Here is a 14453-nt window from a genome sequence, read left to right on the forward strand (position 1 = left end):
TTCTTGGCATCATCGCGGCATGACTCCGACCCTTCCCCGCACCGTCCGAGCCGTCGACACCGCTCAGCTCCTGGACCTGGCCCAGGCGGCCGCCATGCATGGCTTCAGCCAGCGGCTCCCGGTCGACTGGCTACGAGAGCACCTCGCCGCAGAAGCGACGCACTACCTGTTCCCGAAACTCGTGCAGCGGCTCACGCACCGTCCCGAGGTGCCGCTGCAGTGGAGGTGCCAGCAACTGCTGACCGTCAGCACCGGCGAACAGATCTGGGGCCTCCTCGACGTCCTTCCCGACACCTTCGACAAGATCCCGGAGACCTTGGACACGGAGTCCAAGAAGGACATCATCAACCGCATCGAGCAAGCAGTGAATGTGCGGGAGTGGATGGAACGGACGGCCGCCGATGCAGGTTCATGAGGTCCGGCGCAGCCGGCTCTGAGGCCATGACACCGAACTGAGCCAGTCGCCTGGCGACGCCGCGCCGCTACTTGATCAAGTGGAAATCAGGATGCCGCAGCCAAGCCCTCAGAAACTCCACGTCCCCGACGTGTCGATGCCACCGCCCACCGCCCCCAGTGTCATAAGAGACCTCCGCGAGTGTTCCCGGCAGGGTTGACGCCAGTGCTCTCCCCCGGGCCAGGGCGGTCTCGGTCCCCGTGTCCTCTCCTGTCCCGGGGCGGCTGCTCAAGAGGCCGTCGAAGTCGACCATGGCATCGAGGCGGCAGGCCAGAGCGAGCGTCAGGTGACCGAGCAGCACATGGTTCACCGAACCCGAGCAGCCGGCGCCGACTACCAGCCCCTGCGCCGGTGGCCGCGAAAAGGATGAGTAGTCCTCGTCCTCGGCAGGCATCTCCTCGTCCTCTGAGAGGAAGAACACGCCGAAGCCGGCTGGATCGAAGGCCCGCAGGCCCAAGGCCGAACCGTCGCGCACCCAGAAGTCCACATCGCCGCTGGCCTTGGTCTCCACCGGGTCGCAGAAGGTCTCCAACCACGGGACCACGTCGGCCAGGATGTCCGCGAACCCGCGTTGTTCGAAGAGCCACAGTCCAACTGCCGGTCCCGCCATACCGCCCCCAGAACTTCGTGCACCAACTGCCACCAGGACCCGGTTCTACCAGGTCCCGGCGGCGGACGTCTGATCACGGCGACGGCTCACCAGCGTTGCTGTGGTGACCCGACCCGCGGCCAGCCGACCTCAGGTACCGCGCCAGGCGGATCAGGTTCCTCCGCGGTGACACGCCGGATGTGGCCTACCCACGAATCCGGCGTCAGGGAGGACCACTCAACGTCGATCTCAACGCCGTGAAATATGCGGGTGAGGTCCGCAAGCTGCGTGAAGATCGCCGTCTGTACGTCCTCAAGGGCCGCGTCCGCGGGCATCGGGACCTTGCCGCATCCGCCACCCGAGTCGTCGGCGATGAACGTGTAGGGCCACACGTCTTGCCCAGTCAGCAGGGTGATCTCCTTCGGTATGCCGAAGGGGGGCCGCTTCTTCTTCGTCTTGGGTCGTCGCGCCACGGTGCCATCCAACCTGACGGACCGCAGGGTCAGGCACCCGGCATACACACCGCAGCCCCTTCCATGGGCTGAGAACCATCCCACCGACACAACTCTGCGCGCCACTGACATCTACTCTGCGCACGACATCTAGAGCGCGGTGTCGTGGAAGCGGTCGATGATGCCGCCGGGTACGACCATCTCGGCGGCGGCGAGGTCTTCCAGGGCCTGGCGTTGGGAGGTGTCGTGAGGGTCGATTCCGCCGTCGACCCAGACGTCGCGCCTGTCTGCCACACTCGGACCCAACGAACACTGGTGCGAGGGGGACGCATTGATCATCCCGGGGGAGCCGCCACCGTTGTGGCTGTGGCTTGTCACCGTGCCGTCGTTGGTGTTGCTCGTTATCACGCTGGGATCGGTCCGTGCTGTGATCGATGCCTGGCGCTCTCCACGTCCCCGCCGTGTTCGTCGCTCAGCCCCCTCCTCCGCGTTCGCTGCCCAGGTTTCTGCCTGGGAGCAAGCAGAACGCGCCAGGCGGGACAAGGAGAGGCAAGAGCAGCACGACGCCACTCAGCACGCGTATACGCGCCCGGAATGGCCCGATCTGCTGTACCGCTCGGTCCTTCACTGCCTACTGGGCAATATGGACCCGCACGGCTTCAACCAACATTCGTTCCGCCTCGGCCGCTTCTCCATCGAGCCAACCAGAGAGCAGGTCGACGAGGCCTTGGAGCGATGCAGGCGCGAGGGACTGGCCATCTACGACCCCAGTCGCAGGCGTGGGCCCAACGACTGGAATAAGAGCTGCTGGCGACTCACCACCCGTGGGCGCCGCTTGTTCGAGGAACACGGAGGAGACGTGGAGCGCATGAACGAAGCCGAGAAGCCGCAGCCCGCGATAGACGCGCGCGGAGCTGGGATCGTCGCCGGAACGATCTCCGGTGGCATGCAGCATGCGACCGTGCACAACAACATCGGGAAGCCGCTGCCCGACGACGTCGACCTCGCCGCCGTGCAGTCGCTCCTTGGGCATCTGTACCAGGCCCTCGCTGCCAGCGACAACGAGACGCTGACACAGCTCACCCGCGAGCGCGCCGAGGACGATGTACGACAGGTCGTCCGTGAACTCGAAGCACCCGAGGATCAGCGCGATCCTGGCCGCGTCGCTCAGGCACTGGGCCGACTGAGCCTCACCCTGGCTGGAGTCGACGGCCTACTCGGGGTCGTAAACGAGATTGCCGACCATCTCAAGAACTGGTTCTGAGCGGCCACCCCTGAAGCTTGGCCGGGCGGGCCGACATGTCCTCCGCCGGCCAGAGCGCCCCCGTACGCTCGGACGCGAAGAAGCCCCGGCACTTACCCGACCGGGGAACTCGTCGCGGTGTGCGAGTTGGTCAGTGGAACCAGACGGGGACAGAGACCCGACCTCAGGCCGCCAGCCAGGTACTGACAGAACCCTGCACCCTACTGACATCTACTCTGCGCACGACACACATGATCGAGGAGTACGCACGGCACAACGGCCACGCCGACCTCCTCCGCGAGGCGATCGACGGATCCGCGGGCGAGTAGGGGGAGCCCGGGCCGGGCGGGCCGGCGCCCGCAACTCGCCTCCCTCAGGGTTCGCGCAGGCGTACCGCCAAGGCCGCGATGTCGTCGTCGAGCCCCCCTCTGCTGTGGCGGAGGAGGTCCCGGTGCAGGGCGCTGAGCAGTTCGCGGGGCGGTGTTCCCGGGGGCTGGCGCAGCATCCACGACGCCAGCGGGAAGAACTCGCCGTCACGGGCGCGGGTCTCGATGATCCCGTCGGTGTAGAGCAGCAGCAGGTCGCCGGGTGCCCACGCGAAACCGTCGACGGTGTAGCGGTCTCCGATCAGCTCCGCGAGGCTGAGCAGCGGGGAGGGGGTGCCCTCCAGCACCCGGAGCCCGCCGCCGTTCAGGAGCAGCGGCGGCGGGTGCCCGCAGTTGAGGACCTCGATGCGGCCGCCCCCGTGCGGGATCTCCACGAGGAGCGCGGTCGCGAAGCGCTCCATCGGCTCGTCCGGGGGGAAGGCGGCGTTGTACCGGGTGCTGCTGGCGTCCAGCCGGCGCGCGACATCGGCCATGCGGGTCTCGCCGTACGCCGCCTCCCGGAAGGCGTTCACGATCGCCGCGGCCGCCCCCACCGCGGGCAGGCCCTTGCCCCGTACGTCGCCGATGAGCAGCCGGACCCCGTGCGGCGTGTCGACCACCTCGTAGAAGTCCCCGCCGATCCGGGCCTCCGCCGCGGCGGCGAGGTAGAGCGATTCGATCTCGACGCTCCCGAAGCGGCGCGGCAGGGGACTCAGCACCACCTGCTGCGCGGCGTCGGCGACCAGCCGCACCTGGAACAGGGTGCGCTCCCGCTGGAGCCGGACGTGGCTGCCGTACGCGGCGGCCACGGTGACCGCGACGATCCCCGCGACCGTCCACCACGTGCCCAGGTCGGGGAAGACCAGGCTGAGACCGATCATCAGCACGAGGCAGACCGTCCCGAGCAGGACGGTCGGGAGGACCGGCCACATGGCGGCGGCGAGGGCCGGCGCCGCGGGCAGCAGGCGGCTGAAGGCCATTTCCGGCGGGGTGCTGTACGCCAGACTGGCGATCACGACGGTCAGGATGACCGGCGACAGCCGCACCAGCCGTCCCGGGCCGGGACGCCGATGGAGCCGCGGCCGTCCGGACTCGATCACATTCCCCAGAATATCCGCGCCCAGCGGACCCAGCGCCCTGACGCCCTCCGGCCGGGCGGCGGCACGCCGGCAGGGGCCCAGGCTCATTGCAATGGCCCTGGCGGACGCCGTTGCGCTGCGCGGCCATCCATTGCAACGCCCTCACGGGTTCGGCCGGGGCAGCGGGGCACGGCGGGCGGGGCCGGCGAGCCCGTCAGGGCGGCGCGCGGGGGGTGTGCGCCGCCCTGACGGGGTGAGCGGGGGAGGGTCAGTCGACCGCGAGCGTGTTCTGGGCGGCGCCGACGCGCCAGGCGCCGTCCTCCTTGACCAGGACGTAGAACGGCCGGCCCTCGGGCTTGTCGGCGATCCGGGTGCCGTCGGGGCGGACCGGCTGCTGGCGGACGTTGACCGCGGCGACATCGGGCCGCAGGAACAGCACGCGCTCCACGTCGTAGACGGCGGTGGACTCGGCCGTCGCGCCGGGCAGCACCTTCCCGGTGAACTCCGCGATCTCCTCGAAGCCCGACAGCCGCTTGCCGTGGCCGGTGGTCCACACCGGGTCCTCGCGGCGGAAGACGCTCAGGAAGCGGTCGACCAGCTCGTTCTGCTGGGCATGCTCGACCTCGGCGACCAGGCGGCGGATCGCGGCCACGTCGGCATCGGTTCCGGGACCCTCGGGGGCGCCGAACACCTCGACCGGGCGGTACGAGCCGGACACCAGCTCGGCCACCACGCCCGGACGCTGCGGCTCCCAGCCGAGGACGGTGCGGGCGGCGGCCCCGCTGACGCTCTGGTCGAGGGCGAGCGCGTCCGCGAAGAGCTCGCCGAATACGTCGGCGGCCTCCTTCGCCGGGACCGCGCGCGGGGTGGCGAGTACTCCGGCCGCGCGGCCGGCGGCGCGGGCGATCTCGCGGACCGGGACGGCTGCCTGGCCGACGCCGTGCCAGACGGTTCCCGCCTCGGCCCGCTCGGTGGCGGCGAGGAACAGCTCGGCCAGGTCGTCCACGTGGACGGTCGGCCAGCGCACGCCTTCCTCGCCGTAGTACTCGGGTGCGCCCTGCCCGCGGGCCCGGTCGACCAGGATGGCGGGGATGCCGCCGCCGCGGCCGTACACGATGGCGGGCCGGACGACCACGGCCCGGACGCCCTCCGCGGCCTCGGCCAGGACCCGCTGCTCGATCTGCGGGCGGTAGCCGACGAGGCCGATGGGGCGGGTCGGGGCGTCCTCGGCGACCTCCTGGGCCTCGCCGGTGGCGCCGAGCACCCAGACGCCGCTGGTGTAGAGGAAGGGGCGGCCGGTGCCGCGCAGCGGGGTGGCGAGGGCCTCGACGACGGCGGTGTCGGTGGCCTCGTCCCCGCTGGGGGGAGCCAGGTGGATCACGGCCTCGATGTCCGGGGTGACCACACCGGCGAGCGAGGCGGGGTCGGCGGTGTCGCCGACGAGCTGGGCGTGCCAGCCGCGGCCGGGCTGCGGCTCGGCGCTGCGGGTGAGCGCGACGACCTGGTGGCCGGCGGCCCTGAGGTGGTCGGTGACGGCGGAGCCGATGTAGCCGGTGGCGCCGGTGACTAAGACCTTCATGACGTTCCCCCTCTGTGGAAAATTTCGACGTCGAAACTATAGGCACCCGTGATCCGAGATGTCAAACATTTCCATGTCGAGATGTTAGGCTCCGGGCATGACGGAACAGCAGCCGCAGCACGACGGCGTCGACCGGATCACCGCACAGTGGCGCGCGGTCCGCCCCGACCTGGACACCTCCCCCATGGCCGTCATCGGCCGCCTCTCCCGCGCCTCGCGGATCCTGGAGCGCGGGATCAAGGAGAACCTGGCCGTGCACGAGGTCGAGCCCTGGGAGTTCGACGTCCTCGCCACCCTGCTCCGCTCCGGCGCCCCGCACGTCCTGACCGCCGGCGAGCTCAGCGCGGCCGCGATGGTCAGCTCCGCGGCCCTCACCAACCGCATCGACCACCTCGTCAGGAAGGGCCTGGTCGCACGGGAGGTGGACCCCGCCCACCGGCGCCGGGTGCTCATCTCCCTGACCGACGGCGGCCGGGAACTGGCCAACCGCCTCGTCGAGCACCACCTCGCCGGCGAGGAACGCCAGCTCGCCGGACTCACCCCCGCCGAACGCGACCAGCTCACCGCCCTGCTCCGCCGCGTCCTTCTCACCCTCGGCGACCGCGTGGCGGACCCCGACGCGCGCTGAGCGGCGGGCCGCCGCTCAGGAGCGGGGGCGGCGCGCCATCAAGTGGGCGTCGAGATAACCCCGTTCGGAGGCCGGATCGTGCTCCAGCCGGGCGACCTGGACCAGTCCCGCCCCGGTCAGCAGCTCGGCGAACCGGTCCACCGGCCAGCTGTAGGCGGGCGCCACCTTGTGGTCGAAGAGGACCGGCTCCGGTGCGTCCGTGCCGAAGAACGACACCAGGAGCAGCCCGCCCGGCGCCAGGACCCGTACCTGCTCGGCGAGCAGTGCGGGCAGTTCCGCGGGCGGAGTGTGGATCATCGAATAGTGCGCGAGCAGGCCGCCCAGTACGCCGTCCCCGAGCGGCAGTCGTTCCATCCGCGCCTCGTCGAACCGCAGCCCCGGATGGGCGCGCCGGGCGTGGCCGACCATGGCCGCGGACAGGTCCAGCCCGAAGGCGTCCAACCCCAGCTCGTGCAGCATGGCCGTCAGGTGCCCGGGCCCGCAGCCGACATCGGCGGTCCGCACGTTCCCGGTCCGGCGCACGAGTTCGGCGAAGGTGGCGACCATCGCCCGGGCGAACGGCCGCGTCTCCAGCCGGTCGGCGAACAGCGAGGCGTACAGCTCGACCACCCCGTCGTAAGCGGCTGCGGTCTCGTCCTGGTGATCCGTCATGCGGGAGAGGCTAACGGCCGGCCCGAGCGAGCACGCCGGCCGTCCGGGACCCCGCCGTCACCGCGTGGCCGGCGGTGCTGGGAAGGCACCGGCCGCGCTCGGGGACGAACTCGGTCATGACCACACCGGCGTGATCGGTCGCCGGCTCCTCGACCGAGACCGGCCACCCCCGCTCCGAGAGGGCGGCGGCCAACGCGCGGGAATGCCCGGCATCCACGATCGTGTCGGCGCTGCCGTGCACCAGCCACACGGGCACCGGCCGTACCGGCTGCACCGGCTGGATCCCCTGTGCCGCGCCGCCGCCCTCGCGCAGGTCGTCCAGCGGCGCGGTCCCCGTGGTCGGGGCCGCCGAACCGTACGCACCGGCGATGCCCACGACGGCGTACGGAGTCCAGTCCCCGAACGCGGCGGGGTTCACGGCCACGGCCACCGCGGCCTTGGCCCCCAGCGACCAGCCGGCGAGCACGATCCGGTCGGGATCGCCGCCGAGCCCGGCCGCCTGCCGTCGCGCGAACTCGGCGGACTCCGCCAGGTCCGTGCGCCCGCCGTCCGCGGCATCGGGACGCCAGTCCGGTACGAGGACCAGCGCGCCCAGCGCGGCCGCCGCGCGGGCGACGGGTGCGAGCACGTCCCGCTCCTCGGGGCCCCGTCCGTGCCACAGCAGCACCGTCGGCACGGGGCCCGGCGCGGGTGCCCCCGCGGGCCGGTAGACGTCCAGGAGCCGGCCGCCGCTTCCGTACGCCACCCCGGCCTGCACCTCGACCCCGAAGCCGACGCCCACGTGTTCCCCCCTGCCCCTCGCACCGTCACGCGCCACGCTATCAACGCAGGTCGCGCGGCCCGCCACCGCCATCCATCGGGCCCGTTTGGGCCGTTTCATGACGACCTGTCTGTGACCTGTGCTACTCGCCTCCGGTGCCGATTGTTGCCCGCAGCAATAGATGAGAAGATCCGTTCCGTTTTTGCTCGTTCTTTTGAAAGTCGATAGTGAACCTTTTCTCCATACCCGTTGCAGGAGACGGGACTTCCGGTGCTCCGGGGTCCCGCTCCCGCCGGCGGATCCGTACCGTGGCCGGCATCGCGGCCCTCGCGGTCGCCGCCAACACCGGCCTCGCCGCCCAGGCCGCAGCCGTCTCGCGCCCCGCCGCCGCAGCTCCTTCCGCAGCCCCTTCGGCCAAGCCCGCCACAGGGCCCGCGGAGGCCAGGGACGCCGCCACCGCGCACCTGCTGGCGCGCCTTCAGCAGCGCAGCATCGAGATCCTGGACGAGCGCACCGACTCGACCACCACCTACGCCCGCCCGGACGGCACCACCTCGGTGCAGACGTTCACCGGCCCGATCCGGGTCAAGGACGCCAAGGGCGCGTGGCAGCCGATCGACACCACGCTCGTCGACACCGGCGACGCGATCCGCCCGAAGAACGCGGCCGCCGACGTGGAGCTGTCCGACGGCGGCTCGGGCAACGAGGGCCTCGTGTCCGTCGGCCGCGGCAAGCACTCCCTCGGCATCGGCTGGCAGGGCGCACTGCCCGCCCCGAAGCTGAAGGGCTCCACCGCCACCTACGAGAACGCCGTCGCGGGCGGCGGCGACCTCGTGGTGACCGCGCTCAAGGAGGGCTTCAGCCACTCCGTCGTGCTCCACGAGGCCCCCGCGAAGCCGGTGGAGTACCGGATCCCGGTCGAGGCCACCGGCCTGAAGCTGACCGAGACCGCCGACAAGCGCCTGCGCTGGAACGATTCCGCGAACAAGGCGAAGGCCACCGCCCCCGCCCCCGTCATGTGGGACTCCTCCTACGACCGCGCCTCCGGCGACGCCGCGCACATCGCGCCCGTGGAGGTCGAGGTCGAGCCGGGCGCCGGCGGCAAGGGCCAGGTCCTCGTCCTCAAGCCCAGCATGGCGTTCCTCAACAACCCCGCGCTGACCTACCCGGTGACCATCGACCCCACCGACTCCCTCATGGGGCCGGTCACCGACACCTGGATCCAGTACGACGACTACCTCACGAGCCAGCGCGGCTCGACCGAGCTGAAGGCCGGCACGTACAACGGAGCCGAGAAGGCCCGCTCCTTCCTCCAGTTCAACGTGGACAAGTACAAGGGCAAGCAGATCCTCGACACGGACCTGCGCCTGTACTCGTACTACTCCTCGACCTGCTCGACGGCGAACTCCGGCAACCAGGTCCGCCGCATCACCGCGGCCTGGGACCCGTCCGCGATCACCTGGGCCAACCAGCCCGCGACGACCGCGACCGGCGCCGTCACCTCCACCGCCGCCAAGGGCTACAACTCCACCTGCCCCGCCGGCCACGTGTCGTGGGACGTGGACGCGATCGTCCAGGCCTGGGCCGACGGCCAGCCGAACCACGGCGTGCGCATCGCCGCCGTGGACGAGACCGACGTGCTCACCTGGCGCCGCTACCACTCGGCGAACCAGACCGACGGCTCCCACAACGCCGCGTTCGAGCCCTCGCTGACGGTCGACTACAACACCAAGCCCGGCCCGGCCACCCCGGTCTCCCCGCTGTCCGGCACCGCCGGCAACGACACCACGCCGACGCTGACCGCGAAGGCGACCGACCCGGACGGCAACACGGTCCAGCTCAGCTACGAGATCTGGACCCCGACCGGGACCGCCGCCCTCCAGACCGGCAAGTCCGCGTTCACCGCCTCCGGCGTGGCCGCCCCGTGGACCCCCGCCACCGCGCTCGCCCCCGGCAGCTACAAGTGGCGGGCCGCCGTCTACGACGGCAAGACGTGGAACGGCACCTGGTCCGCCTGGCAGACCTTCACGGTCGACACCGCCAAGCCCGCCACCACGGCCGTCGGCTCGGGCGACTTCCCGGCCGGCCAGTGGTCCGGCACCGCGAACGCGAACGGCGACTTCTCCGGCTCCTTCACCTTCACCCCGCCCGCGAGCGACGTGAAGGACGTCCAGTACAAGCTGGACTCCGGTGCCTGGACGACCGTCGCCACGACCGGCGCCGCCGTCACGCGCACCCTCACCTTCAAGGCCGGCCCGCACACCGTCACCGCCCACACCCGCGACGCCGCGGGCAACGTGTCCGCCGACGTCGTGTACGCCTTCTCCGCCGGCAAGGGCGCCGCCCTCACCTCGCCCGCCGAGGGCGACCGGCCGGCCCGCCGCATGGTGCTCATGTCCGAGGGCATGAGCACGTACACCGGGGTGCGCTACCAGTACCGCCACGGCGAGGCCGACACCTGGAAGGACGTGCCCGCCCCGGACGTGCGCCGCAGCTCCGACGGGTCGGCCCTCATGTCCTGGCCGGTCCCGGTCACCGCCGGCAAGCCCGCCTCCCTGTGGTGGAACGTCACCGACACCCTCGCCAACGACGGCGCCGTGGACGTACGCGCCCTCTTCACGGACGGCACCCTGAGCGACGCCTCGCCCGAGGCCCAGGTCGTCGTCGACCGCAACGCGGGCGAAGCGCCCACCGCGCAGGTCGGCCCCGGCTCGCTCAACCTGCTCACCGGTGACTACAAGCTCGGCGCCAAGGACGTCCAGGCCTTCGAGGTCTCCGTCAACCGCACCGCCTCCTCCCGCGCCAACCCGGCCGACTCCGAGGGCCAGGCGGCCATCTTCGGCCCCGGCTGGGTCTCGTCCGTCAGCGCCGAGACCTCCGGCAGCGGCTACACCCAGCTGCGGCAGACCTCGCCGACCTCGGTGGAGATCCTGACCGCCTCCGGCGACTCGACCGCGTTCACGGCCACGGCCGGCGGCGGCTGGCAGCCCGAGGCGGGCGCCGGCACGCTGACCCTGACCGGTTCGCTGACCGGCAGCACCTTCACCCTGAAGGACACCGACGCCACCGTCACCGTCTTCGCCAAGGCGGGCCCCGGGGCCACGACCTGGACCATGGCCACCTCGGCCGCGGCCGCCGACGACTCGACGGTCACCGTCGTCTCCGAGACGGTCGCCCAGGGCGCCGAGACCGTCGCCCGGCCGAAGTACCTGATCTCGCCCACCGAGGCGGTCCCGGCCGCCACCTGCCAGGCCACCCCGTCCACCAAGGGCTGCCGGGTGGTGGAGTTCGTCTACGCGACCACCACCACCGCCACCGGCTGGTCCACCGCGGCCGACTTCGGCGACTTCGCCGGCCAGGTCAAGGAGATCAAGCTGTGGGCCACCGACCCCGGCGCCTCCGCCGCCCGTGACGAGGCCCTCTCGGCCTACCGCTACGACAAGGCGGGCCGGCTGCGCCAGCAGTGGAACCCGCACTACTCGCAGGGCACCCAGGTCCAGTACTCCTACGACGCGGGCAACCGGGTCTTCTGGATGATGTCGGGCGCCGACCAGCCGATCAACTTCCACTACGGCAAGGCCGGCTCCGCCCTCACCGCCGGCGAGGGCATGCTCCTGAAGGTCACCCGCGCCGCCCTCAAGCAGGGCACCCGGGACACCGTCGAGGGCACCTCGACCACCACCGTCGTCTACGACGTCCCGCTGACCGGCACCAAGGCCCCGCTCCAGATGGGCGCCGCCGCGGTCGCCGGCTGGGCGCAGAACGAGGTCCCGGCCGACGCCACGGCGGTCTTCCCCGCCGACGCCGTCCCCGCCTCCTCCACCGGCGCCGACCTCGACGCCGCCGCGTACGCGCGGGCCACCGTCACGTACGTGGACGCCAACGGCCGCGAGACCAACACCGCCACCCCCGGCGGCGGTCTGTCCACCACCGAGTTCGACGCCTACGGCAACACGGTCGGCACGCTCAGCGCCGCCAACCGCGAACTCGCCCTCGGCACCGGCCCGGACGCCGCGGCCAAGCTGGCCGCGCTCGGCCTGGCCGGCCTCGGCACCGCCGAGCGCGCCGAACGCCTGGCCACCAGCTCCGTCTACTCGGCGGACGGCCAGCGCATGACGCACGCCTACGGCCCGCTGCACCTGGTCACCCTCGGCAGCACGCTCCCCGCGTCCGGCGCCAACCCGGAGCTGCCGGCGGGCGCCCAGGTCGCCGCCCGGTCGCACACCGCCTACCGGCACGACGAGGGCCGGCCCGCCGGCGCCGCCGTCTCCGGCCAGGTCACCTCCTCCTCCACCGGCGCCGCGATCGAGGGCTACGCCCAGGACGCCGACGTCCGCACCACGGTCACCACGTACGACTGGGCGACCGGCGAGGAGATCGCCAACAAGGACCCGCAGGGCACCCAGCTGGGGGCCACCCGCTCCACCTACCGCGCGGACGGGAAGCTGGAGTCCACCAGCCTCGCGGCCTCCAACGGCAGCGACGCGGGCACCCTGAACTACACCTACTACACCGCCGGCGGCACCGGCGCCTGCGCCGCCCGTCCCGAGTGGGCCGGCAAGCTCTGCCGCACCGCTCCGGCCGGAGCGATCACCGGCGGCGGCTCCAACCCGACCGAACTGCCCACCACCGTCTACGCGTACAACCGCTGGGGCGGGGTCACCACCACCGCCAGGACCGTCGGCGGCATCACCCGCACCAGCACCGTCACCTACGACGACGCCGGCCGCCGTGTGAAGTCCTCCGTCACCGGGGGAGTGGGCACCGCCACCCCGGACACCACGTTCACCTTCGACGGCGACACCGGCCGCACGCTCACCCAGTCCTCGGGCGGGCAGACGGTCACCTACGCCTACGACACCCTGGGCCGCCTGGTCTCGTACCAGGACGGCTCCGGCAACACCACGACGACCGAGTACGACCTGCTCGACCGTCCGGTGAAGACGTCCGACTCCACCCAGGCCACCACCGTCTACGGCTACACCGCCGAAGGCGACCTGGGCAGCCTGACCGACTCGGTCGCGGGCACCTTCACCGCCACGTACAACGCCGACGGCCGGCTCGCCTCGCAGAACCTGCCGGGCGGCCTCAGGCTGAAGGTCACCACCGACGCGGTGGGCCGGGTGACCGCGCGCGAGTACACCGACGCGAACGGCGCCACCGTCCTCGCCGACGTGGCCGAGTTCCGCATCAGCGGCCAGCAGGTCGGCCGCACCCAGACCGACGGCACGACCGTCTCCAGCGACTACCGCTACGACGCCACCGACCGTCTGACCCAGGCCGTGGACAGCACCGTCGCGGGCTGCACCGCCCGCGGCTACGCCTTCGACGCCAACCGCAACCGCACCGCCAAGTCGGTCACCACCGACGACTGCGACCCGGCCACCGCCGACGCGGCCACCACCAGCACCTCGTACGCCTACGACAGCGCGGACCGCCTGGTCGGCCCCGGCCGGACGTACGACGCCTTCGGCCGCACCACCGCCAACGGCACCGCGACGCTGGAGTACTTCACCGGCGACGTGCTGCGCACCGAGACGGTCGGAGCCCAGCGCCGCACCTGGGACCTCGACGCCGTCGGCCGCATGGCGGTCGCCACGACGCAGACCCGGGGGCAGGACGGCACCTGGTCCACGACCGGCACCGTCACCCAGCACTACGGCGACGAGTCGAGCAGCCCCGACTGGGCCCGCAACGGCGACGGCAGCGTCACCCGCTTCGTCAACGACATCGCGGGCGCGCTCGGCGCCGTCACCGACGGCACCGGCGTGGAGCTCCAGCTCTCCAACCTCCGCGGCGACGTCTCGGTCCGCCTGAACCTGGCCGACCCGGCCGCGTCGACGGTCCAGCGCTACGACGAGTACGGCGTACCGCTCGACGGCACCGGCGCCGCGCGCTACGGCTGGCAGGGCGGGGCCCAGGTCTCCGGCGAGACCCTCAGCGGGCTGTCGCTGACCGGTGTCCGCGCGTACGAGCCCGGCACCGGCCGCTTCCTGCAGCCCGACCCGCAGTACGGCGGCGCCACCAACGCGTACGGCTACTGCAGCGGCGATCCGGTGGGCTGCCGCGACATCAGCGGCACCGCCAGCTACTACGTGTACTACGACCTCGGCCGGACGGGTGCGTCCGACAAGCAGGTGTTCACGTACTGGAAGAACCACTTCAAGGCGATCTTCCCGATCCCCGGACGCCCCAACAAGATCACCCACGAGGGCCAGAAGTTCACCCTGTGGCCGGTGATGTGGGGCATCGAGATGTACTTCCCGCTGAAGGTCAACAGCATCGGCAAGAGCTACCTCCAGCTCGGCGCCCGCTTCGGGCACCCGGACTGGCCGGGCGGCTGGATCGGCTTCGACCTGTACAAGTCGAAGGGCCGGATGAAGCTGGAGGTCCGCGGCAGGCTCGGCGGCCTCGCCGCGATCTGCAACCGGACCTGCAACGAGAAGGCGGGCCGGAAGTACTGGGACAAGCTGGGCGCCAACCTGAAGCGGGTGGTCCGCGACAAGTTCTAGCGGCGGAGCAGTCCGCCGCCCGGCATGGCGTTCTCGTTGAACATGTTCAATAATGTGTAGTGCGAGGCGCCCCCGACGGCCCGTGCCCCCCTCGACGGCGGGGCACGGGCCGCCGTGCACCTTCACCATCCCCCTTTCCGA

General features: G+C 71.8%; 11 protein-coding genes and 1 pseudogene. 5 read left to right on the forward strand and 7 right to left on the reverse strand.

Going from position 1 to position 14453, the window contains the following annotated elements; translation table 11 throughout:
- Positions 1-19: 19 nt before the first annotated feature.
- Positions 20-415 (forward strand): hypothetical protein, encoded by a 396-nt coding sequence (locus ACZ407_RS13195; RefSeq protein ID WP_468128136.1) that lies wholly within the window; start codon positions 20-22, stop codon positions 413-415.
- A gap of 67 nt (positions 416-482) precedes the next feature.
- Here the strand turns inward: ACZ407_RS13195 and ACZ407_RS13200 are convergent, their stop codons facing one another.
- The 3 genes from ACZ407_RS13200 to ACZ407_RS13210 form a co-directional block, all read right to left on the reverse strand.
- Entirely contained in the window at positions 483-1064 is a 582-nt protein-coding gene (locus tag ACZ407_RS13200; protein ID WP_468128137.1) for a DUF6368 family protein, read from the reverse strand.
- A gap of 86 nt (positions 1065-1150) precedes the next feature.
- The gene (locus ACZ407_RS13205; protein WP_468128139.1) at positions 1151-1516 is read right to left on the reverse strand and encodes a hypothetical protein; all 366 of its coding nucleotides are present in this window, start codon (positions 1514-1516) and stop codon (positions 1151-1153) included.
- A 129-nt stretch (positions 1517-1645) separates the two neighbouring features.
- Entirely contained in the window at positions 1646-1789 is a 144-nt protein-coding gene (locus tag ACZ407_RS13210) for a hypothetical protein (RefSeq protein ID WP_468128141.1), read from the reverse strand.
- A 37-nt stretch (positions 1790-1826) separates the two neighbouring features.
- On the opposite strand from ACZ407_RS13210, the gene ACZ407_RS13215 reads away from it, so the two are divergent.
- Positions 1827-2759 (forward strand): hypothetical protein, encoded by a 933-nt coding sequence (locus tag ACZ407_RS13215; protein ID WP_468128142.1) that lies wholly within the window; start codon positions 1827-1829, stop codon positions 2757-2759.
- Positions 2760-2944: 185 nt separating this feature from the next.
- Positions 2945-3067 (forward strand): annotated as a pseudogene (locus tag ACZ407_RS13220) (mycothiol transferase); the annotation flags it as partial.
- Positions 3068-3111: 44 nt separating this feature from the next.
- Here the strand turns inward: ACZ407_RS13220 and ACZ407_RS13225 are convergent.
- Together ACZ407_RS13225 and ACZ407_RS13230 are read right to left on the reverse strand one after the other, a co-directional pair.
- Positions 3112-4203, reverse strand: coding sequence for a PP2C family protein-serine/threonine phosphatase (locus ACZ407_RS13225; protein ID WP_468128144.1), 1092 nt, complete (start codon positions 4201-4203; stop codon positions 3112-3114).
- 247 nt (positions 4204-4450) lie between these two features.
- Positions 4451-5761, reverse strand: a complete 1311-nt coding sequence (locus tag ACZ407_RS13230; RefSeq protein ID WP_468128146.1) for an SgcJ/EcaC family oxidoreductase — start codon at positions 5759-5761, stop codon at positions 4451-4453.
- 97 nt (positions 5762-5858) lie between these two features.
- Here ACZ407_RS13230 and ACZ407_RS13235 point away from each other — a divergent pair, with 97 nt between their 5' ends.
- Complete coding sequence (locus ACZ407_RS13235; protein WP_468128148.1) at positions 5859-6389, forward strand: MarR family winged helix-turn-helix transcriptional regulator; 531 nt, start codon at positions 5859-5861, stop codon at positions 6387-6389.
- Positions 6390-6404: 15 nt separating this feature from the next.
- Here ACZ407_RS13235 and ACZ407_RS13240 read toward each other — a convergent pair whose 3' ends face one another.
- On the reverse strand, positions 6405-7040 hold the full coding sequence (locus ACZ407_RS13240) for a class I SAM-dependent methyltransferase (RefSeq protein ID WP_468128150.1): 636 nt from the start codon (positions 7038-7040) through the stop codon (positions 6405-6407).
- A gap of 10 nt (positions 7041-7050) precedes the next feature.
- Positions 7051-7821 carry an alpha/beta hydrolase family protein gene (locus ACZ407_RS13245; protein ID WP_468128151.1) on the reverse strand — a complete coding sequence of 257 codons (771 nt, stop codon included), beginning with the start codon at positions 7819-7821 and terminating at the stop codon, positions 7051-7053.
- Between the two features lie 287 nt (positions 7822-8108).
- Here ACZ407_RS13245 and ACZ407_RS13250 point away from each other — a divergent pair, with 287 nt between their 5' ends.
- On the forward strand, positions 8109-14312 hold the full coding sequence (locus ACZ407_RS13250) for a DNRLRE domain-containing protein (protein ID WP_468128152.1): 6204 nt from the start codon (positions 8109-8111) through the stop codon (positions 14310-14312).
- The last annotated feature ends 141 nt before the right edge of the window (positions 14313-14453 follow it).

This window comes from Streptomyces sp. NPDC030809 (genome assembly GCF_055572195.1).

What these genes read in the sequence shown, in the direction of transcription:
- ACZ407_RS13200 (WP_468128137.1), bottom strand. Translation starts at nt 1,064, where the DNA reads ATGGCGGGACCGGCAGTTGGACTGTGGCTCTTCGAACAACGCGGGTTC.
- ACZ407_RS13230 (WP_468128146.1), bottom strand. Translation starts at nt 5,761, where the DNA reads ATGAAGGTCTTAGTCACCGGCGCCACCGGCTACATCGGCTCCGCCGTC.
- ACZ407_RS13235 (WP_468128148.1), top strand. Translation starts at nt 5,859, where the DNA reads ATGACGGAACAGCAGCCGCAGCACGACGGCGTCGACCGGATCACCGCA.
- ACZ407_RS13195 (WP_468128136.1), top strand. Translation starts at nt 20, where the DNA reads ATGACTCCGACCCTTCCCCGCACCGTCCGAGCCGTCGACACCGCTCAG.
- ACZ407_RS13240 (WP_468128150.1), bottom strand. Translation starts at nt 7,040, where the DNA reads ATGACGGATCACCAGGACGAGACCGCAGCCGCTTACGACGGGGTGGTC.